Genomic DNA, 20,298 nt, shown 5'->3' on the forward strand with positions numbered 1-20,298 from the left:
CCTCGTGCTACAAGTCCGGACAGTTTATTTGTTCGCTACAGCCGGAACTCTTCGTCTTGCATTCTCGCTCAGACAGCGTCATAATAAACCGCAATGTCGGAAAGGAACAGGGAATGCACCAGCCATTCCGCAACGACGTAGGATTCACCCTCGTCGAACTCATGGTCACGATCGCCGTACTCGCGATCCTGCTCGCGATCGGCATTCCCAGCTTCGCCACCCTCATCGCCTCGAACCGCCTCACCTCCGCCACCAACGAACTCGTCGCCTCCCTGCAAACGGCGCGCACCGAAGCGCTGCGCCGCAACGTCCGCGTCACCGTCTGCCCCGCCGCCCCCACCGCCACCGCGTGCTCCGGCGCCTGGCGTGACGGCTGGATGGCCTTCGTCGACCAGACGCCCGGCAATGCGCCCGCCCCCGAGAGCGCCGCCGACATCCTCTTTCGCGGCGGTCCTGCGCCACGCAACATCACCATCGTCGGCAACACCCCCGTCTCGTCTTATGTCTCTTTCACCGCCGACGGAACGAGCAAACTGCTGAGCAGAGCATTCCAAGCGGGAACGCTGCGCGTCTGCTCTACTGCTACTGCCTTGGGAGATGACCGCCGGGCGCGCCACCTCGTCCTCACCGGCGCCGGCAGAATCGTCCTCACCACCCCCTCGACCAGCGTTCCTTCGACCTGCCCGCCGCCTTGAGGATCCATGCCATGTCTTCCGTTTTTCGCCCCTCACGACAACGCGGCTTCAGCCTGCTCGAAGTGCTGATCGCCGCCCTCATCTTCGCCATCGGGTTACTCGGGCTCGCGAGCCTGCAGGCCCGCATGCTCGCCGCGGCCAACTCCAGCTACGAACGCGCCGCCGCCGCCATTTATGCCAATTCCATTCTGGATGCGATGCGCGCAGCAGTGTTGAGCGCCGATTCGGTTAACCGGCTCGACGTGGCAAAAGCCTACGTCCAGCAAAACTGGCTGTGCGACCCACCAAACGGAAGCGAAATCGCGCAGAACGACCTGCACCACTGGATCGTCGAGATGCAGACAAATCTCCACCCCACCGCTTGCGGCCGCATCGACGAAATCGCGGCCAATACCCTAACCTATCGCGTGCATGTATGCTGGGCCGACAGCGCCGGCGGAGAAAATACCGACGCCGACAACTGCCGCAACGGTGAACCTGCCACCCTTTTCACCCTCGAGAGCCGGCTATGAGCACTTCCTTTCCTCGCCGCCAGCTCGGTCTGACCCTCGTCGAGCTCATGGTCGCCCTCGTCCTCGGCCTCGTCGTCATCGGCGCGGTCACCAATCTCTTCCTCACCAACCGGCAAACGTACCGCACCACCGAGAACCTCGCCCGCATGCAGGAGAACCTGCGCTTCGCTTTCGAGCTGATGGCCCGCGACGTGCGCGAAGCCGGCGCCACGGCCTGTGGACCGACCACGGTAGCCAACGTGCTCAAAGGCACGCCAACCTCGTGGTCATGGGAAGGAGAATCGCTGCGTGCCTACGGGAGCTGCAACGCGGTTCCCACCTTTCCACCCAGCAATTGCGCGGCCGGAACCCCTGTGCTGGCGATCAGCAGAGCCTCCAATTCCGCCGGAGAAGTACGGGTCACGGATCACGATCCCGAAACTTCCGCCACTATGAACATTTCCCATGTCGGCACAATCAAGAACGACAACATCCTTTTCGTCTGCAAAGGCTCCCAAGCCGCGATCTTCCAAGCCACCAACGTGAATGCAAAAAGCCTGACGGTCGTCCACCAAGCAGGACAAAACACCCCCGGAAACGAAACCAAATGTCTGGATTTTCCTCTCAAGCCCAACCAGTGCAAAACCTCCTTCAAAGGCGGCACCCTCCTGCGTTTCGAGCGCATCCTTTGGTATCTGGGTAACAACAATCGAAATGGCACTTCCCTCTACCGCAAAGTCAATGACGATAACGCCATAGAAATGGTCCCCGACATCGTCGCACTCGATTTCACTTTCCTGAGCGAGAATGGAAACACTTACCAGACCATCGCCAGCGTGGGCAATTGGACGCAGGTGCGCGCCGTACGAGCCATAGTCACGACCGAATCCATCGACGCCGTAGGCACAGGCGGCGAACGGCTCCGCCGCACACACCGTTTCACCGTGGCGCTACGCAACCGCCTTCCTTGAGGAATCGAGCATGGCCTTCATCCCCCTGCCTAGGTTACCCAGATACCAGCAAGGCGCCGCACTGGTGGTGACGCTCATTCTCTTGCTGGTGGCCACGATCCTTGCCCTCGGTGCAACCCGCTTCGTCACCCAGGAAACCCGCATGGCTGCCGGCATCACCGACCGCGCCATCGCCCTGCAGTCGGCCGAGGAAGGATTGCGCCATGCTGAATCCATGATTCCTCAAAATCCACCCACGCAAGCCGCTCCCCCTGAAATGAACGGCAACTGCAACCAGACTTCCTGCACCGACGGCCTCTGTTTTCCTCCCGATCCGGACTGCCCTCCCCGCTGGAAAGCCCCCTCCTTCACCGGCTGGCATAACTGGCTGGCGCAAACGGACGAGCGTCTGCCCGTAGAAGGCTACGTCGAATATCTCGGTGAATTTACCAACTGGCTCGGATGCGACCAAGAAATACCGCCCAACCCCAATTGCATGAGCAAGCGCTACCGTGTGGTTGCGCGTGCTCAGCGCGACGGCGGCGCCACCGTGATCCTCGAAAGCCTGTACCAGCGCCCTTGAACCCGGAGACCAAGATGACCCATACCCTTAGTGCATCCATCGGTCTGCTCGTTCGCCTCGTCTTGCTAGTTTTCATTGCCGCCGCATGCCTGCCTGCCCGAGCGGCGCTGGACATTCCCAACGTCCCTCCGGAGACGAGCACGAGCGTCGACCCCAACATCATGTTCCTGCTCGACGATTCGGGACCGATGCAGTTCGAGATCCTTCCCGATTCTTTGACTGAGCTTACTTCACCGGAGACCTACTTCCTCTTTCCCCGCCCTACCAATCCCTATGGGGGATCTACGTACGATAACGCCTACCTCGGCTTGGACGATGAAAAAGACGCTAACGTAACCTTGCGTTCCTCTACGCGAAACGTACTCTTCTACAATCCTAACGTCACCTACCAACCCTGGCGCAAAGCGGATGGCAGTTCCTATCCCACTATCAATCCTGAAAGTGCCCCTTACGATCCGGCAGAAAGAAACAATTGCAAAATCAACCTAAAAACAGGGGAGATGACGGGAAGTGACTGTTCGAACACCACTTTATCGACCCCCATCACCTTCTACGTCTATGACGGTAGTGGCAGTGTTACCGACAGAACGAACTACACCCGCTACCAATACCGCAACGGCACCATGTATCAATGGAAAGTCGGCGCCAATAAAGAGACTGAAAAAGCATTAACCACCATGCCCTGGGGCCGCTCTGTCGCCGACGAAGTACAGAACTTCGCCAACTGGTTCAGCTACCACCGCTCGCGCATCCTCGCGACCCAGGCCGGGGTGACCCGGGCCTTCGCCGAGCTCGGTGAAAACTACCGCGTCGGGTTCTGCACCATCAACACGTGCAAGAGCTCGAGCGCCAACCCCACCGTACCGATTCCCCACGGTAAATTCACCGGTTCGGCCAAAGCAAATTTCTTTGACAAAGTCATCGGCGTGAAGATACCCGCCCAGGGGACCCCCCTGCGCAGCGCCCTCGATTGGGCTGGCCGATATTACAAAAAACCGGAAGACAGCGGCCCCTGGGGCCCCAAAGTCACGGTTCAAGGCAAGCAGAAACAACTCTCCTGCCGCCAATCCTTCACCATCCTCACCACCGATGGGTATTGGGACAATACGGACGATTTCTCTGGTGCGGGAAACGCCGACAATGAATCAGGATCGAAAATCGAATCGTCTGACGGCAAGAAGACCTATACCTATGAACCCAAAGCCCCCTTCAAAGACGGCTATTCCAACACCCTTGCCGACGTGGCGATGAAGTACTGGAAAGAAGATCTGCGCACCGACCTTCCCAACAATGTTCCCGCCGCCTCGTCCAACCTGGATGCGTGCAACGTCAACTCTCTGGATCCCACCTTCCCCGATCCCGCCTTCTGGCAGCACATGACCACGTTCACCCTCTCTCTCGGCGTGAGCGGTACGCTGCCCCGCACGCCAGAGACCGTGGCCAAGCTGTGCAATGGCACGGAACCCTGGCCCGACCCCACCAGTGCCAACGAAAAAAAGATCGACGACCTCTGGCATGCCGCCATCAATGGCCACGGCAAGTTCTTCGCCGCCCAGAATCCGGACGAATTCGCCGAGGGGCTCAAGGAAGCGCTGGGAGCCATCTCCACCCTGGTGAGTTCGGCCAGCAACCTGTCGGTCAATAGCTACAGCATTCACACCGATTCCCTCACCTTTGTCGCCCGTTACTACCCTGGCGACTGGTACGGAGAGCTCCTCGCCTACCCCGTCACCACCACGGGCATCGGCGATACCCCGACATGGACGGCCCGAATCTCCGACGTCGCCTCCCGACGGATTTTCACCTGGAGCGGCAGTGCAGGGAGCACCTTCGACTGGGCTTCCCTCAGCGCGGCGCAAAAGGCCAATCTCGGCTCCCAGACCGACGCCGTCAAACAGGACATCGTCAACTACCTGCGCGGCGACCAGAGCAAGGAAGTGCAAAAGGGCGGGACGTTCCGCAACCGCAAGAGCCTGCTCGGCGACATCATCCACTCCAGCCCCGTCTACGTCGACAACTACAAAGACGGAGCCGAACGTGCCCAGACGGTCTTCGTCGGCGCCAACGATGGCATGCTGCACGCCTTCGACGCCACCGACGGCCAGGAACGCTTCGCCTACGTGCCTAACGCCGTGATCACGTCGACGCTCGCCACCCTCGCCAATCCGGCGTACACGCACCGCTATTTCGTCGATGGGCAGATCGCCGTTTCGGATTTCCGCACCACTCCGGACAAGAACCTGCTCGTGGCTAGCCTCGGCCTGGGTGGCAAGGCGCTTGTCGGGCTCGACGTCACCAAACCGAAATCCTTTTCCGCCGCCGATGTGAAATGGGAATTCACCGGCGGCACTGCTGCGGACCTGCTCGGTTTGGTCACGGGTGAGCTCATGATCGCCAAGCTCAATGATGGCAGCAAAGCCGTGATTTTCGGCAATGGTTACAACAGCACCAATCAAACGGCAGCCCTCTTCATCGTCGACCTCGAGACGGGGGCGCTGATCAAAGCGATCGATACGGGGGTCGGATCGGCCACCCAACCCAATGGACTGGCCCCTCCCCGCGGCTGGGATAACGATGGCAATGGTACTTTCGACTACGTCTATGCCGGCGACTTGCAGGGCAACCTGTGGAAGTTCGATCTCTCGGCCACGGACGTGAACCAATGGGACGTCGCATTCAAACAGGGAAACACGCCCCAGCCACTCTTCAAGGCGACCGACGCCAACGGCAAAGCCCAGCCCATCACCGCACGCCCCTCGATCGGCCTCAATCCGGCCGACGGCAGCCGCTGGGTCTTCTTCGGCACGGGGCGCTACCTGACGCGGACTGACGTCTCTGACACGTCGACCCAAAGTTGGTACGGTATCATCGACGATGGGCAGAACGCAGTGACCCGCAGTGAGCTCAAGGAGCGCAAGATCGTGGCGCGAGGAACGGACCCAAAAACGGGCAACCCGGTCCGGGCGTTCGAGCAGGCCAAGCCCGGCGATATGGCCAATAAAAAAGGCTGGTACGTCGACCTCGACCCCGGCGAGCGCATCATCAGATCGTCCCAGTTCTACGGCACCGCGGTCGAGGTGAGCAGCATCATCCCGAGCGACGATCCTTGTACGCCCGGGGGGACGGGTTACGTCAACGCGATCGACCCGTTCACGGGAACGGCGACCGGATTCTTCAAAGATTATGGCACTGTGGGTGACAAGAAAACCCCTGTAGGCTCCATCGATTTCGGGATCGGCATGCCTGGCCAGGCGCAGATCGTGGCTGGCCCCGCAGGTGCCATGCTGATCGTGGCAGGATCCAGCGGCGACACCGCTCAGACTCAGGTCAAATTGGACAACATCACCCCCCGCCGCATCAACTGGCGCGAACTGATCCGGGAGTAAGCCATGCCTCGCACGCCACGCCGCAGCCGCGGCTTCACCCTGATCGAGCTGATGATCGTGGTCGCCATCGTCGCCATCTTGGCCGGGATCGCCTACCCCAGCTACCAGCGCCACGTGCTGCAGACCCGCCGCACGGCGGCACAGGGCTGCCTGATGGAATTGGCGCACTGGATGGAGCGCTACTACACCACCAAGATGACCTACAAGAATGCGGCGCTGCCGGCGCTCTCGTGTACGACCGAGTTGAGCAGCTTCTATACCTTTGAATTTGACGGGACACTGTCCGATACGAGCTACGCCCTCCAAGCCAAAGCCCAAGGAGCGCAGACGCGCGACACCGGCTGCACCACTCTCACCCTGGATAGCGCCGGCACCAAGGGCCCGGCCGGCTGCTGGCGCTGAACCCGGACGATGGAGTGCGCTTTACGGAACCAGGCTCGAGGGGCGGTACGGGGTACAATGGCACGGCCGCATTCGACGAGTCGAGCATGACCCCATCCCTGCCAGTGCGCGCGATCTTCCTCGCCGCCACCCTCGCCGTGGCGGCGCTGCTTACCTTCGGCCTCTACCTGCAGCACGGCCTCGGGCTCGAGCCCTGCCCGCTGTGCATCCTGCAGCGCATCGCCTTCTTCGGGGTAGGGCTCTTCGCGCTCCTGGGTACGATGCTCGGCACCCGCAAGCTCGCGGCCCGGGCCTGCGCCGGTGCAATGCTGCTGTGCGCCCTGGGCGGGCTGGGCACGGCGCTGTGGCAGAGCTGGCTGCAGCGGCACCCGCCCGCCGACCCTTTCGCCTGCGGTCCCGGGCTGGATTACCTGGTGGAGACGCTGCCGCTCGCCGAATGGCTGCCCAAGGTGTTCGCCGGCGAGGGGCAATGCACGGCCATCGATTGGACTTTCCTCGGGCTGACCATCGCCAACTGGTCGGCGCTGTGGTTCGCGTTCTTCGCCGGGTTCGCGGCGTGGCTCGCCCTGCGCCGCGGCTGAATCACGAGAGAACCTCCACGATTCGCCCGCCCAGTTCGCAGCGCCAGGTGCCGCCTTCGAGCCCGAGGCAGCGGCGCACCTCCAGGCGCACCCGCAGCGGGCGCGCCGGCATGCCGTGCACCCCGCCGGGCTGCTCGAGCTGAACGGCAAGGATTTCCTCGGCGGAAGGGACATAGTTGGTGCGCAGCGCCATGCCGCCCACCGAGAGGTCGAAGCAGACGGCATCGTGCACTTCCCCCCGCGGGGAGAGCACCCGGGCAGGAATGCCGCCGGGCAGAGGGATGCGGCGCTCGCGGCGCCGTTCGATGAACTGGCCGATCATGAAGGAAACCTCCCAAGCCAACGGGATACAGTTTAGCCTGGGACGAGGGGGAAGGCAATGCAGCACAAAAGAAAAAAGGCTTACGCGAGCGATCACGTAAGCCTTGCGAATTCTTGGTCGGGGCGGCGGGATTTGAACTCGCGACCCCTTGCACCCCATGCAAGTGCGCTACCAGGCTGCGCTACGCCCCGACGAGTTCGCCATTATACCCAAGCCGGCGAAAAATACAAGCGCACGGCAAACCCTACAGGGCTGCGCCTCGGATGACGGTCTTGCTGCAGCGCACAGACGAGCATGATATCCTTACGCGCAATCCATTGGATCAACGACGAAGGAAAGGAAACCATGGCACTCTATGCCTTGGGCGACAAGCGCCCACAGCTCGGTCCCGATTGTTGGGTGGCCGACAGCGCCGAGGTGATCGGCGACGTGCGGCTGGGGCGCGAAGTCTCGATCTGGTTCAACGCCGTGCTGCGCGGTGACAACGAGCCGATCGTGATCGGCGACGGCACCAACGTTCAGGACGGGGTGATCCTACACGACGACGAGGGCGTGCCGCTCACCATCGGTGCCGGGGTGAATATTGGACACATGGCCATGCTGCACGGCTGCACCGTGGGGGATGGCTGCCTCATCGGCATCAACGCGGTGATCCTCAACCGGGCGGTGATCGGCGCACAGTGCATCATCGGTGCGAACGCGCTCATTCCTGAAGGCAAGGTGATCCCCGAGCGCAGCCTGGTGGTCGGCTCGCCGGGGCGAGTGATCCGTACCCTGACCGACGAAGAAGTGGCAGGATTACAGGCGAACGCCGCGCACTACCGCGTTGCCGCAAGATACTATCGAACCGCATTGCGACGAATCGACTAACTCGGCTTCACGGAGAAGGAGCGTTCGTCTGGGCAGAGGGCAAGGTCAGGAGCACTTCGTCCGGACGCAAATAGTTGAGCGCGCCCCGTGCCACCGCCTCGAGCGCCTCGCCGCCGCGCCTGAGCTCTTCGATTTCGGCCGCGGCGGCGGCGTTTCTCGCGGCGAGCGCTTCGTTGTTCTGGATGGTCTCATGAAGGCGGGCGTTGAGCTGTTGCCGATGCAGCAGACCGTCGCGGCCGAGCCACAGTTGATACTGCACGAGCACGAGCAGCACGACGAGGATCAGCCGCACCCACAGACTCACGCCTCTCCCCAGATTACAAAGTACGCAGGTTGTAGAAGGCCGCCAACCCCGGATAGCGAGCGGTGTCGCCGAGATCTTCCTCGATGCGCAGCAGCTGGTTGTACTTTGCCAGACGGTCGGAGCGCGACAGCGACCCGGTCTTGATCTGGCCGGTGGAAAGCCCCACGGCGATGTCGGCGATGGTCGAATCCTCCGTCTCGCCCGAGCGATGCGAGATCACGGCGGTATAACCGGCGCGCTTGGCCATCTCCACGGCGGCGAAGGTCTCGGTGAGGGTGCCGATCTGATTGATCTTGATGAGGATGGAATTGGCCACGCCCTCGCGGATGCCACGTTCGAGCAACTGCGTGTTGGTGACGAAGAGGTCGTCGCCCACGAGCTGCACTTTCTTGCCCAGGCGCTCGGTGAGGATCTTCCAACCCGTCCAGTCGCCCTCGGCCATGCCGTCTTCGATCGAGACGATGGGGAATTTGTCGACCAGCGCCGCGAGATAGTCGGCGAAGCCTTCGGACGAGAGGGTGAGCCCTTCGCCGGCGAGTACGTATTCGCCGTTTTTGTAGAATTCGGAGCTCGCGCAGTCGAGCGCGAGCAGCACGTCGCGCCCCGGTTCGTAGCCCGCGGCGGAGACGGCTTCCAGGATGAGCGAGAGCGCCTCTTCGGTGTTCTTCACGTTCGGCGCGAAACCACCCTCGTCACCCACGGTGGTGGGATGCCCCTTGCGGTCGACGAGCTTTTTCAGGTGCTGAAATACCTCGGCGCCACAGCGAAGCGCCTCACGGAACGTGCCCATGCCCACCGGCATGATCATGCACTCTTGGAGGTCGAGGCTGTTGTTGGCGTGCGCCCCGCCGTTGATGACGTTCATCATCGGCACCGGCATCTGCTTGGGCCCGGAGCCGCCGAAGTAACGGTAGAGCGGCAGCCCCGCCTCCTCGGCCGCGGCCTTGGCCACCGCCATCGACACGGCGAGCATCGCGTTCGCCCCGAGGCGGGATTTGTTCTCGGTACCGTCGAGTTCGATCAGCGTCTGATCGATGAAGGTCTGCTCCTCGGCATCGAGCCCCAGGAGCGCTTCGCAGATCTCGGTGTTGACGTTCTCCACGGCGCGCAGCACGCCCTTACCGAGGTAGCGGGCGGAGTCGCCGTCGCGCAGTTCGATGGCCTCGCGCGAGCCGGTGGAAGCGCCGGAAGGGACGGCGGCGCGTCCCATCACGCCGGATTCGAGCAACACGTCCGCTTCGACGGTGGGATTGCCGCGGGAATCGAGAATCTCCCGCGCGACGATATCGACGATCGCACTCATTTCATGCTCCAAAAACGAAAGGGAAAATCGTTCACGCTGACGGCAGTCCTTCGACCACCAACATGTCGAACTCGGCCAATCCTTCGCGCGCCGCCCGGGCCGCGCGATAGGATTCCGAGTCATAAAACGCCTGCGCCGCCGCGAACGAGGGGAATTCGACGATGACCACGCGCTGCGGCTGCCACTGCCCTTCGAGCACGGTGAAGCGGCCCCCACGAGCGAGGTAACGTCCGCCGTGCTCGGCCACCGCCGGAGCAGAGAGTTCCCGATAGCGCGCCAGCGCATCATGGTCGGCACGACGGGCGACGACGATCACATAGGCTTTCGCCTCCATCACATCATCTCCTGTTCGATGAATCCTCTCTGCTTTACCACTCGGTCGAGCGCAACGAGCGTTTCGAGCAGTTCGGCCATGCGCGGAATGGGCCAGGCGTTGGGGCCGTCGGAGAGGGCCTTGTCGGGATCGGGGTGCGATTCCATGAAAAGCCCGGCGATGCCGGCGGCCACCGCCGCCCGGGCGAGCACGGGCACGAATTCGCGCTGGCCGCCCGAAGCTTGCCCTTGCCCGCCGGGCAGTTGCACCGAATGGGTGGCATCGAACACCACGGGGCAGCCGGTGGCGCGCATGATGGCGAGCCCCCGCATGTCGACGACGAGGTTGTGGTAGCCGAAGCTCACGCCGCGCTCGCACACGAGAATGGTGTCGGCTCCGCCGTTGGCTTCCTTGGCCTTGGCCACCACGTTCGCCATGTCCTCGGGAGCGAGGAATTGCCCCTTCTTGATGTTGACCGGCTTGCCGCTCGCGGCCACGGCCTGGATGAAGTCGGTCTGGCGACAGAGGAAGGCCGGCGTTTGCAGCACGTCGACCACTTCGGCCACCGGCGCCACTTCGGCTTCGGTGTGCACGTCGGTGAGCACCGGCACGCCCACGCGCTCGCGCACTTCGGCGAGGATCTCCAGCCCTTTGGCCATGCCCAAGCCGCGGAAGGATTTGCTGGAGGTGCGGTTGGCCTTGTCGTAGCTCGACTTGTAGATGAAGGGCACGCCGAGCGCAGCGGTGATCTCTTTGAGCGCCTGCGCCGATTCGAGCGCGAGGGTACGCGATTCGATCACACAGGGGCCGGCGATGAGGAAGAACGGCCGATCGAGCCCAACTTCGAATCCGCAAAGTTTCATACCGTCTCCTTGAACGATGCGATCGCCGTGGGACGCCCGGCACGTCGGCGCGCGTCCAGTGCCGCCTGGACATAGGCGATGAAGAGGGGATGCCCTTCACGCGGATTGGACGTGAATTCGGGGTGGAACTGGCAGCCGACGAACCAGGGGTGCACGTCCTGCGGCAGCTCGATCATCTCGCACAGATCGGTACCGGGCGCGCGGCCCGAGACCACGAGCCCTTTCTCCTGCAGCAGCGGCAGCAGGCGGTTGTTCACCTCGTAGCGGTGGCGGTGGCGCTCGACGACCTGCGGCGCGCCGTAGATGCGACGGGCGAGCGTGTCTTCGGCGAGCAGGCACACCTGGCCGCCCAAACGCATGGTCCCGCCCAGGTCGGATTCCTCGGTGCGCCGCTCGATCTTGCCGCTGCGATCCTGCCATTCGGTGATGAGGCCGACCACGGGATACGGCGTTTCGGGGTCGAACTCGGTGGAGTGCGCGCCTTCGAGCCCGGCGACGTGGCGGGCGAATTCGACCACCGCGAGCTGCATGCCGAGGCAGATGCCCAGATAAGGGATGCGATGTTCGCGCGCGTATTGGATGGCGAGGATCTTGCCCTCCGTGCCGCGCCGCCCGAAGCCGCCGGGCACGAGGATGGCGTCCATGTCTGCGAGCACTGCGCAGCCTTCGTCTTCCAGCACTTCGGAATCGATGTAGTGGATGTTCACGCGGCAGCGGGTGTGCAGCCCGGCGTGCGTGAGCGCTTCCACCAGCGACTTGTACGATTCGGTGAGATCGACGTACTTGCCGACGAAGGCGATGTCGACCTCGGTCTGCGGGTGTTTCCAGGCGTCGACGATGCGCTGCCACACGGAGAGATCCGCCGGGCGGGCGAGGATGTCGAGCTTGTGGCAGACGATCTCGTCGAGCATCTGCTCGTGCAGCAGCAAGGGAATGCGGTAGATGGTGTCGGCATCGCGCGACTCGATCACCGCCTCGGGGCGCACGTTACAGAAGAGCGCGATCTTGCGCCGCTCTTCCTCGGGAATGGGCCGGTCGGCGCGGCACAGCAGGATGTCGGGCTGGATGCCGATCTCGCGCAATTCCTTCACCGAGTGCTGCGTGGGCTTGGTCTTGAGCTCGCCGGCGGCGGCGATGTAGGGCAGCAGCGTGAGATGGATGTAGCACACGCCCTGCGGGCCCAGCTCGATGCCCATCTGCCGGATGGCTTCGAGGAAGGGCAGCGACTCGATGTCGCCCACCGTGCCGCCCACCTCGACGATGGCCACGTCCGCCCCTTCGGCGCCGCGCTCGATGAAGCGCTTGATCTCGTCGGTGATGTGCGGGATCACCTGCACGGTCTTGCCGAGGTATTCGCCGCGGCGCTCCTTGCGGATGACGGATTCGTAGATCTGGCCGGTGGTGAAGTTGTTGCGCCGGCTCATCTTGGCGTGGGTGAAACGCTCGTAGTGGCCGAGGTCGAGGTCGGTCTCGGCGCCGTCTTCGGTGACGAAGACTTCACCGTGCTGAAACGGGCTCATGGTGCCCGGATCGACGTTGATGTAAGGATCGAGCTTGAGGTGGGTGATGCGGATGCCGCGCGATTCGAGGATGGCCCCGAGCGAGGCAGCGGCGATCCCCTTGCCGAGCGAGGAGACCACGCCGCCGGTCACGAACACGTACTTGGTCATGGGAACGTGGATTGGCTGGAAAAGCGAATGATAGCCGATCCCGGCCGCTTCGCGAACGCTCCGCTCTTCAACGGATCAGGGTGCGCAGCACTTCGCGGAAGACGTCCGTGCCGCCGCGCTCGAGCCATTCGAAGGCCACCATCTCGCGACAGACCACCACCGCCCCTGCCTGACGCATCCGCTCGAGTGCGAGCAGACGATCCTCGGCGCGGCGCGAGCCGACCGCCTCGGCCACCACGAAAACCTGCTTTCCCGCCTCGAGCAGATCGAGCACCGTCTGCAAGACGCACACGTGGGCCTCGGTACCGGCCACGACCACCTGACCGGCACGCCCCACCGCGGTGTGCGCGAGCACGCCGTCGGGCACCGCCGAGAAAGCGGTCTTGCGTACCCGCTCGGCCGAAGGAGGCAGCAGTTCGAGCAACTCCGGCGCCGTTTCGCCGATCTTGTCGGGAAAATGCTCGCTCACGACCACCGGCACGTCGAGCATGCCGGCGAGCCGCAACAGCCAGGCGGCGGCCTCACACACCCGCTGCCCGTCGGCGATGGCCGGCAAAAGCCCCGTTTGAATATCTACGACGAGCAACGTCGCCTCTGCCGTGCACATTTTCATGGGGTTCTCCTTTGTCACTCCTTCAACTCGGCACGATCGCGGAAGTATTCGAGCGCCTCCGGATTGGCGAGCGCCTCGACGTTTTTCACCGGCTGGCCGTGCACCACCTGGCGCACCGCGAGTTCGACGATCTTGCCGCTCTTGGTGCGCGGAATGTCCGGTACCTGCACGATCTTGGCCGGAACGTGGCGCGGGGTGGTGTTGTCGCGGATCACGCGGCGGATTTTTTCCTGCAAGTCGTCGTCGAGCACCAAGCCTTCGCGCAGGCGCACGAAGAGCACGACCCGCACGTCGCCCTGCCAATCCTGACCGATGACGATGGATTCCTCCACCTCGGGCAGTTTCTCCACCTGACGGTAGATCTCGGCCGTGCCGATGCGCACCCCGCCGGGGTTGAGCGTGGCGTCCGAGCGGCCGTAGATGACGAAACCGCCGTGGATCGTTTCCTCGCAGTAATCACCGTGGCACCACACGCCGGGGAAACGCTCGAAGTAGGCGGCGCGGTACTTGCTGCCGTCCGGGTCGTTCCAGAATCCGAGAGGCATCACGGGGAAAGGGCGGGTGCACACGAGCTCGCCTTTCTGCCCGACGACGGGATTGCCGTTCTCGTCGAACACCTGCACCGCCATCCCCAGCCCCTTGCACTGGATCTCCCCGCGCCACACGGGCAGCGTCGGGTTGCCCAGCACGAAACAGGAGACGATGTCGGTCCCCCCGGAGATCGACGACAGGCACAGGTCGCGCTTGATGCGGGTATAGACGTAATCGAAGCCCTCGGGCATGAGGGGGCTGCCGGTGCTGAACATCGCGCGCACGGTGTCGAGCCGGTGCGTCTCGATCGGCGCGAGCCCCTTTTTCGCCGCCGCGTCGAGGAATTTGGCCGAAGTGCCGAAATGCGTCATGCGCTCGGCGTCGGCGTAGTCGAAGAGAATGGCGCCGTCCTTGACGAAGGGCGAACCGTCGTAGAGCAGCAGCGTCGCCTCCGAGGCCAGCCCCGAGGCCAACCAGTTCCACATCATCCAGCCGCAGGTGGTGAAGTAGAAGAGGCGGTCGTCGGGTTTGACGTCGCCGTGCAGCTTGTGCTCTTTGAGGTGCTGCAGCAGCACCCCGCCGGCACAATGCACGATGCACTTGGGCAGCCCCGTGGTGCCGGAGGAATACAGGATGTAGAGCGGATGATCGAACGGCAGGCGCACGAAGTCGATCTCGGTCGCCTCACGGTGCGGCGCGGTGAACTCGGCCCAGCCCAGCGCGCGATCGATCATCGAGAGATCGGGCAGCGCCTCGAGGTAGGGCGTGACCACGACCCGGCGCACCGAGGGGAGACCAGGTACCACCTCGGCCACCTTGCCGCGGATATCGACCGCCTTGCCGTTGTACCAGTAGCCATCGACGGTGAAGAGCACCTTGGGCTCGGTCTGGCCGAAGCGATCGAGCACCCCTTGCACGCCGAAATCGGGGGAAGCGGAGGTGAAGATCGCCCCCAGACTCGCCGTGGCGAGCATGGCGATGATCGTGTGCGGCATGTTGGGCATGTAGGCCGCGACCCGATCGCCGCGCGTCACCCCCGCTTCGGCCAACGCCCGGGCCACACGCGCCACTTCGAGGTACAGCTCTTCCCAGCTCCAGCGCTGCTTGACCCGGTCCTCGCCCCAGAAGACCATCGCCTCGCGCGTGTCGCGTCGGCGCAACAGGTTTTCGGCGAAATTGAGCCGCGCCTGCGGGAACCAGCGCGCCCCGGGCATCTTGTGACCATCGACGAGCACCACCTCGCCGCGCTCGCCGATCACGCCACACTCTTCCCACACCGAGACCCAGAATTCCTCGGGATGCTCGATGCTCCAGCGATGCAAGGCCGCGTAGTCGGGAAAACTCCGGTTCCAGCGCGCTTCGACGTGGCGGGTAAACGCCGTGATCGTGGCGCTCGCCACCCGTTCGGCCGAAGGGACCCAGATGGGGTTCGTCTCGCTCATGTCCTTCCTCCTCTTTCGTGAATTTATTATGATTGTTTGCCGACTGCCTCAACCGGAAGCACTCATCAACGCCCGGCGCAGGTCGTCGGGCAAGGGCGTGGAGCGGCCGGTCGCGGCGTCCACCCACACCATCTTACCGGAACCCGTGGCGTAGAGGGCCTCGTCGCCGACCAAGCGCAGCTCGTACCAACTCGTCACGCTGGAGCGTCCCGGCTCACCGGCATACACCGTGACCTCGCACACGGCCGGATAGGTGACCGGCTTGAGGAAATTGCAGTCTGCATGCACCAGTACCGGCGAGGGCGACACGCCGGCCACCACCCGATAGCCCAGCGCCTCGAGCCATTCCACGCGCGCCTGTTCGAAATAACGAAAATAGATCGTATTATTCACATGGCCGAAAGCGTCCATGTCGCCCCAGCGCACGGGGATGGTGGTCGTCAAAACTTTCCGGGCATGGGCCGGGCGGTGTGTCATGATCGATCCTCCTCGAATGTGTGATTGATCGTCGGCCCTTTTTCTGCCAACATACGGCAGCGTATGGCCTTTCATCTCATTGTAGCGCGAGGACTCCCGAAGATGGAACGAGAAGCGATGGAATTCGACGTGGTGATCGTCGGCGGCGGCCCGGCAGGGCTCGCGGCAGCGATCCGTCTCAAGCAGCTCTGCGCCGAGAAAGGGCAGGATTTCTCGGTGTGCGTGATCGAGAAAGGCTCCGAATTGGGCGCGCACACGATGTCGGGCGCCGTGCTCGATCCGCGCTCGCTCACCGAACTCATCCCCGACTGGAAGGAACGCGGCGCGCCGGTAAAAACCGCGGTGCGCGAAGATCGCTTCCTCTTCCTCAAGGAAGGCGGAGCGATGAAAGTGCCCAACGCCCTGTTGCCACCGTGTTTCCAAAACCACGGCAACTACATCATCCGCGCCGGATTCCTCGTCAAGTGGCTGGGCGAGCAGGCCGAAGCCATGGGAATCGACGTCTATCCCGGCTTTGCCGCTGCCGACGTGCTCTACGACGATGCCGGTCGCGTACTCGGTGTGGTCACCGGCGACATGGGCCTGCAAAAAGACGGCACTCCGGGGCCCAACTATCAACCGGGCATGGAGCTGCGCGCGCGCTACACGCTCTTTGCCGAAGGCTGCCGCGGGCATCTGGGCAAACGGCTCGAGCAGCGCTTCAAGCTGCGCGAAGGACGCGATCCGCAAGCCTACGGCATCGGCATCAAGGAGCTGTGGGAAATCGACCCGGCCAAGCACGAACCGGGCTTGGTGATGCACACCGCCGGCTGGCCGCTCGACCCCGACACCTACGGCGGCTCCTTCTGCTACCACCTCGACGACGGCCCTCTGGTGGCGATCGGCTTCGTCGTCGGCCTCGACTACCGCAATCCCTATCTCTCGCCCTTCGAGGAATTCCAGCGGCTCAAGACCCACCCCGCCATCCGCTCCATGCTCGAAGGCGGCAAACGCATCGCCTACGGCGCGCGGGCGCTAGTGGCCGGTGGCCTGCAAGCGCTGCCCAAGACGGTCTTCCCCGGCGGTGCGCTCATCGGCGACGACGCGGGCTATCTCAACGCCTCGCGCATCAAGGGAATCCACGCGGCGATCAAATCCGGCATGCTGGCGGCGGAAGCCGCTTTCACCGCGCTCGCAGCCGGCCGGGCCCACGACGAGCTCACCGAGTACCCCGAAGCATTCGAGCGCAGCTGGCTGCACGAAGAGCTCTACCGCGCCCGCAACTTCAAACCGCTCATGAAGAAGGGCCTATGGGCCGGGTCGCTGCTCTTTGGCATCGACCAGATGGTCTTCCGCGGCAAGGCGCCCTGGACGCTGCACCGCGACACACCCGATCACGCCCTGCTCAAGCCCGCTGCCGAATGCACGCCCATCGCCTATCCCAAGCCCGACGGCGTGCTCACCTTCGATCGGCTCTCCTCGGTCTTCCTCTCCAACACCAACCACGACGAGGACCAGCCCTGCCACCTCGTGCTGCGCGACCCCAAAGTGGCGATCGACGTCAATTTCAAGATCTACGATTCCCCCGAGCAGCGCTACTGCCCGGCCGGAGTCTATGAGATCGTGCGCGAGGACGGCACGCCACGCCTGCAGATCAACGCACAGAACTGCGTGCACTGCAAGACTTGCGACATCAAGGACCCGACGCAGAACATCGACTGGGTGCCGCCGCAAGGTGGCCAAGGACCGATCTACGTCGGCATGTAACGGCTGCCTCGAAAAACCGTCGCGAGCGGCTGCAGGGCCGGTACCCGGAGTGCCGAGTGCAAGACCCGCTGCGAACGGTAGGCGGCGGGCACCCGGGCACCGGAGAACGCCGCCAGATGGCCGCCCAGCAGGTCATTCGAGGCGCCCTGAAACGCTTTCCCGGCGCCAGCCGGGGGCCCTTGCTACTCCAGCACGCGACGTGCGTTCAGGGGTTGAACCGGGCGGTTGTTTTTGCCCGTAAGGGCGCGGAAAGACCGTAGCTGATCCTCACTCGCCTCGACCGCTTCCGACATTACGTACCAACGCACCCCTTCACTGCAGGGAGGCGTCGTGAGCGAACCGTTATACCGATAGTAGTCGGCCGAAGGCGGCAGAATCTTGCTCCAATCGATCGTCCGTTTGGAAGCATTTTTTTGCTTCGTCGCCGCGAGAATCTCGTCGAGCAAGGGATTGGCCTGTCCTGGGCGGAACCAAATGGCCACCACGGCCGGATTCCCCTCCTTGTCCCGATGGATCAGCTGTGCCTCCAACGGATAATGATTGCCTCCATCGGTATGTTCGCTGGGCGTATGGAACTGCACGGTCTCGAGCGTAAAGCGGCGCTGCTCGACTTGTATCGTAGCCTTGGGCACCAGGGGCCTGGCCGTAACGAGGGAGTTCTCCATCCGCAGCCGGGTGTCGAGCGCAAGGTAATGGAATTCGATCGCCCGCAGGTCGGTGGTGAGCACCTCTTCGAGCCGGATGTCGATGGGCGATTGATTCTTTCCCAACCCACACCAGAAATATTGCCGCGACAGCTTCGCCCACCGTTCCGGTCCCCTCTCCCCGGAGTAATCCCAGCGAGGCGAAGAGGGGCGAGCAGGGCGAACGGGTTTGGGTTCGACGGAAAGCTCCTTGGGCTTGACCTCGGTTTTCTCTTCGGGCCCCGACTGCGGGCGAACCGACTGCGGCTCACCCGCGCGCCCTCCCCCTTCGACCAGAGGCTCATGGACGCCGGCCTGCGTTCGAACCGAGGCCGGGACGTCGGACACAGCGGTGTCTTCCTGCCCCAGAGCGGGCACGACCACCATCAACGGTACGACCCCCCACCACCAGCGCCACTTCCCTGATGCCCGTAGACCCAGCATGATGACATTCTCCCTGATCGAATCGGCTCGCACATCGGGGATGCCGACACCCCGACGCGAGATTATCGCCGATCCCGATCGGTAATGCAGTATCCACCAAGCCAGAGCGCCCATCCGGTAGAATAACATCAGCCAAACGAGAGACCCTACGATGACATCCTCCAACTACCCTCATCCCCTCATCGCCCGTGAAGGCTGGCCTTTCATCGCCGCCGCCATCTTCCTTGCCCTGATCGTACAGTTCACCGGAGGCTTTTGCTGGGCATGGCCCCTGTGGCTATTGACGCTCTTCGTGATCCAGTTTTTCCGCGATCCGCCCCGCCCCGTCCCCGCCGAGCCCCTGGCCGTACTTTCTCCGGCCGACGGGCGTATCGTAGCCATCGAGCCGGCACGTGACCCCTGGCGCGACTGCGACGCGCTCAAAATCAGCGTCTTCATGAACGTGTTCAACGTGCATTCGAACCGCAGCCCGATCGACGGCACCGTCGTCGCCCGCTGGTATCACCCCGGCAAGTTCCTCAATGCGGCGCTCGACAAAGCGTCCAGTGAAAACGAACGCAACGCCCTGCATCTGCGCAGCGACACCGGACACGAACTCACCTGCGTCCAGGTCGCCGGCCTGGTGGCGCGCCGTATCCTGTGCTACGTCGAACCGGGTGATCGACTCGCGCGCGGACAGCGTTACGGCTTCATTCGCTTCGGCTCGCGCGTCGACCTCTACCTACCACCGGAGAGCCGCCCACGGGTCGTCTTCGGTGAGAAGGTCAAGGCGACGAGCACGATTCTCGCCGAATTCCCCGCGGCAGAACACGAGGCCACCCCATGACCGAAGCACAGGAATGCGCCACGCCGCCCAAGCGCCGTGGCATCTACCTCCTTCCCAACCTCTTCACCACGGCGGCACTCTTTGCAGGTTTTTTCGCCGTGGTGCAAGCACTCGACGGACGGTTTCAAACCGCAGCGGTCGCGATCTTCGCCGCCATCGTGCTCGATGGACTCGATGGGCGCATCGCGCGCCTCACCCACACCCAGAGCGAATTCGGCGCCCAATACGATTCCCTCTCCGACATGGTCTCCTTCGGCGTCGCCCCCGCCGTGCTGAGCTACACTTGGGCACTGCACTCCCTGGGCAAGATCGGCTGGATCGTCGCTTTCCTCTACTGCGCAGGTGCCGCACTACGCCTGGCTCGATTCAACACCAACATCGGGGCGCTCGACAAACGCTACTTTCAGGGGTTGCCCAGCCCGGCCGCCGCCGCGCTGGTGGCCGGATTCGTCTGGGTAGCCCACGACCTGGAATGGACCGGAACCGAGCTACGCTGGCTCGCCGCCATCCTCACCGCCTTTGCCGGAATCACCATGGTCACCAACATTCTCTACTGGAGCGGCAAGAGCATCGATCTGCGTCGATCCTTTCCCTTCGTGGCCGCCGCGAGCGTGGTGCTCGCCTTCGCCCTCGTGTCGATCTATCCGGGGCTCCTCTTCCTTCTCTTTCTCGGCTATGCGCTTTCCGGCTACGTGCTCGCCCTCTGGCGCCGGCGCCACAAACGCAAACCCGATGAACCCATCGAATGACTTTCCGTGTGGCCACTGCGCCGGCATGGCGCGGCGCGTTCATTCTGCGCCTCG

General features: G+C 63.4%; 21 protein-coding genes and 1 tRNA gene. 11 read left to right on the plus strand and 11 right to left on the minus strand.

Annotation, left to right across the window (positions count from 1 at the left end):
* Positions 1 to 113 precede the first annotated feature (113 nt).
* The 7 genes from GV368_RS09855 to GV368_RS09885 all read left to right on the plus strand — a co-directional run bounded on the left by GV368_RS09855 (position 114) and on the right by GV368_RS09885 (position 7,088).
* Positions 114 to 695 (plus strand): GspH/FimT family pseudopilin, encoded by a 582-nt coding sequence (locus GV368_RS09855; RefSeq protein WP_169116401.1) that lies wholly within the window; start codon positions 114 to 116, stop codon positions 693 to 695.
* Between the two features lie 11 nt (positions 696 to 706).
* A complete protein-coding gene (pilV, locus tag GV368_RS09860) occupies positions 707 to 1,207 on the plus strand; it encodes a type IV pilus modification protein PilV (protein ID WP_169116402.1) in 501 nt (166 codons plus the stop codon).
* A complete protein-coding gene (locus GV368_RS09865; RefSeq protein ID WP_268969050.1) occupies positions 1,204 to 2,157 on the plus strand; it encodes a prepilin-type N-terminal cleavage/methylation domain-containing protein in 954 nt (317 codons plus the stop codon). The genes pilV and GV368_RS09865 overlap by 4 nt, the downstream gene beginning before the upstream one ends.
* Before the next feature lie 10 nt (positions 2,158 to 2,167).
* Positions 2,168 to 2,719, plus strand: a complete 552-nt coding sequence (locus GV368_RS09870; protein ID WP_169116404.1) for a pilus assembly PilX family protein — start codon at positions 2,168 to 2,170, stop codon at positions 2,717 to 2,719.
* Between the two features lie 14 nt (positions 2,720 to 2,733).
* A complete protein-coding gene (locus GV368_RS09875) occupies positions 2,734 to 6,105 on the plus strand; it encodes a pilus assembly protein (protein ID WP_169116405.1) in 3,372 nt (1,123 codons plus the stop codon).
* A 3-nt stretch (positions 6,106 to 6,108) separates the two neighbouring features.
* Positions 6,109 to 6,507 carry a type IV pilin protein gene (locus GV368_RS11420; RefSeq protein WP_169116406.1) on the plus strand — a complete coding sequence of 133 codons (399 nt, stop codon included), beginning with the start codon at positions 6,109 to 6,111 and terminating at the stop codon, positions 6,505 to 6,507.
* An 86-nt stretch (positions 6,508 to 6,593) separates the two neighbouring features.
* On the plus strand, positions 6,594 to 7,088 hold the full coding sequence (locus tag GV368_RS09885; protein ID WP_169116407.1) for a disulfide bond formation protein B: 495 nt from the start codon (positions 6,594 to 6,596) through the stop codon (positions 7,086 to 7,088).
* A 1-nt stretch (position 7,089) separates the two neighbouring features.
* Here GV368_RS09885 and GV368_RS09890 read toward each other — a convergent pair whose 3' ends face one another.
* Entirely contained in the window at positions 7,090 to 7,410 is a 321-nt protein-coding gene (locus GV368_RS09890) for a PilZ domain-containing protein (protein ID WP_169116408.1), read from the minus strand.
* A gap of 114 nt (positions 7,411 to 7,524) precedes the next feature.
* Positions 7,525 to 7,601, minus strand: a tRNA-Pro gene (locus GV368_RS09895).
* Between the two features lie 154 nt (positions 7,602 to 7,755).
* Here GV368_RS09895 and GV368_RS09900 point away from each other — a divergent pair.
* Positions 7,756 to 8,280, plus strand: a complete 525-nt coding sequence (locus GV368_RS09900; RefSeq protein WP_142805219.1) for a gamma carbonic anhydrase family protein — start codon at positions 7,756 to 7,758, stop codon at positions 8,278 to 8,280.
* A gap of 7 nt (positions 8,281 to 8,287) precedes the next feature.
* Here the strand turns inward: GV368_RS09900 and GV368_RS09905 are convergent, their stop codons facing one another.
* From GV368_RS09905 to GV368_RS09940, 8 genes are all read right to left on the minus strand, one after another.
* Positions 8,288 to 8,584, minus strand: coding sequence for a septum formation initiator family protein (locus GV368_RS09905; protein ID WP_169116409.1), 297 nt, complete (start codon positions 8,582 to 8,584; stop codon positions 8,288 to 8,290).
* 13 nt (positions 8,585 to 8,597) lie between these two features.
* Entirely contained in the window at positions 8,598 to 9,887 is a 1,290-nt protein-coding gene (eno, locus tag GV368_RS09910) for a phosphopyruvate hydratase (RefSeq protein ID WP_142805217.1), read from the minus strand.
* A 31-nt stretch (positions 9,888 to 9,918) separates the two neighbouring features.
* The gene (locus GV368_RS09915) at positions 9,919 to 10,221 is read right to left on the minus strand and encodes a DUF1330 domain-containing protein (protein WP_142805216.1); all 303 of its coding nucleotides are present in this window, start codon (positions 10,219 to 10,221) and stop codon (positions 9,919 to 9,921) included.
* Positions 10,221 to 11,063: a 3-deoxy-8-phosphooctulonate synthase gene (gene kdsA / locus GV368_RS09920; protein WP_142805215.1), complete on the minus strand. Its 843-nt coding sequence runs from the start codon at positions 11,061 to 11,063 to the stop codon at positions 10,221 to 10,223. The genes GV368_RS09915 and kdsA overlap by 1 nt, the downstream gene beginning before the upstream one ends.
* A complete protein-coding gene (locus GV368_RS09925) occupies positions 11,060 to 12,733 on the minus strand; it encodes a CTP synthase (protein WP_142805214.1) in 1,674 nt (557 codons plus the stop codon). Before GV368_RS09925 ends, kdsA begins: the two co-directional genes overlap by 4 nt.
* Positions 12,734 to 12,800: 67 nt before the next feature.
* Positions 12,801 to 13,346: an isochorismatase family protein gene (locus tag GV368_RS09930; RefSeq protein ID WP_169116410.1), complete on the minus strand. Its 546-nt coding sequence runs from the start codon at positions 13,344 to 13,346 to the stop codon at positions 12,801 to 12,803.
* A 14-nt stretch (positions 13,347 to 13,360) separates the two neighbouring features.
* Positions 13,361 to 15,319, minus strand: a complete 1,959-nt coding sequence (locus GV368_RS09935) for an acetoacetate--CoA ligase (protein ID WP_169116411.1) — start codon at positions 15,317 to 15,319, stop codon at positions 13,361 to 13,363.
* Positions 15,320 to 15,367: 48 nt separating this feature from the next.
* Entirely contained in the window at positions 15,368 to 15,796 is a 429-nt protein-coding gene (locus tag GV368_RS09940) for an acyl-CoA thioesterase (RefSeq protein WP_169116412.1), read from the minus strand.
* Between the two features lie 102 nt (positions 15,797 to 15,898).
* Between GV368_RS09940 and GV368_RS09945 the strand changes: the two genes are divergently transcribed.
* Positions 15,899 to 17,542: an electron transfer flavoprotein-ubiquinone oxidoreductase gene (locus GV368_RS09945; RefSeq protein WP_169116413.1), complete on the plus strand. Its 1,644-nt coding sequence runs from the start codon at positions 15,899 to 15,901 to the stop codon at positions 17,540 to 17,542.
* 182 nt (positions 17,543 to 17,724) lie between these two features.
* Here the strand turns inward: GV368_RS09945 and GV368_RS09950 are convergent, their stop codons facing one another.
* Entirely contained in the window at positions 17,725 to 18,669 is a 945-nt protein-coding gene (locus GV368_RS09950) for a carbonic anhydrase (protein ID WP_169116414.1), read from the minus strand.
* A gap of 151 nt (positions 18,670 to 18,820) precedes the next feature.
* Here GV368_RS09950 and GV368_RS09955 point away from each other — a divergent pair, with 151 nt between their 5' ends.
* Positions 18,821 to 19,495, plus strand: a complete 675-nt coding sequence (locus tag GV368_RS09955) for a phosphatidylserine decarboxylase (protein ID WP_169116415.1) — start codon at positions 18,821 to 18,823, stop codon at positions 19,493 to 19,495.
* Positions 19,492 to 20,244, plus strand: a complete 753-nt coding sequence (gene pssA / locus GV368_RS09960; RefSeq protein ID WP_169116416.1) for a CDP-diacylglycerol--serine O-phosphatidyltransferase — start codon at positions 19,492 to 19,494, stop codon at positions 20,242 to 20,244. The genes GV368_RS09955 and pssA overlap by 4 nt, the downstream gene beginning before the upstream one ends.
* The last annotated feature ends 54 nt before the right edge of the window (positions 20,245 to 20,298 follow it).

It is taken from the genome of Tepidiphilus baoligensis (genome assembly GCF_012911495.1).
Taxonomy (GTDB): domain Bacteria; phylum Pseudomonadota; class Gammaproteobacteria; order Burkholderiales; family Rhodocyclaceae; genus Tepidiphilus; species Tepidiphilus olei.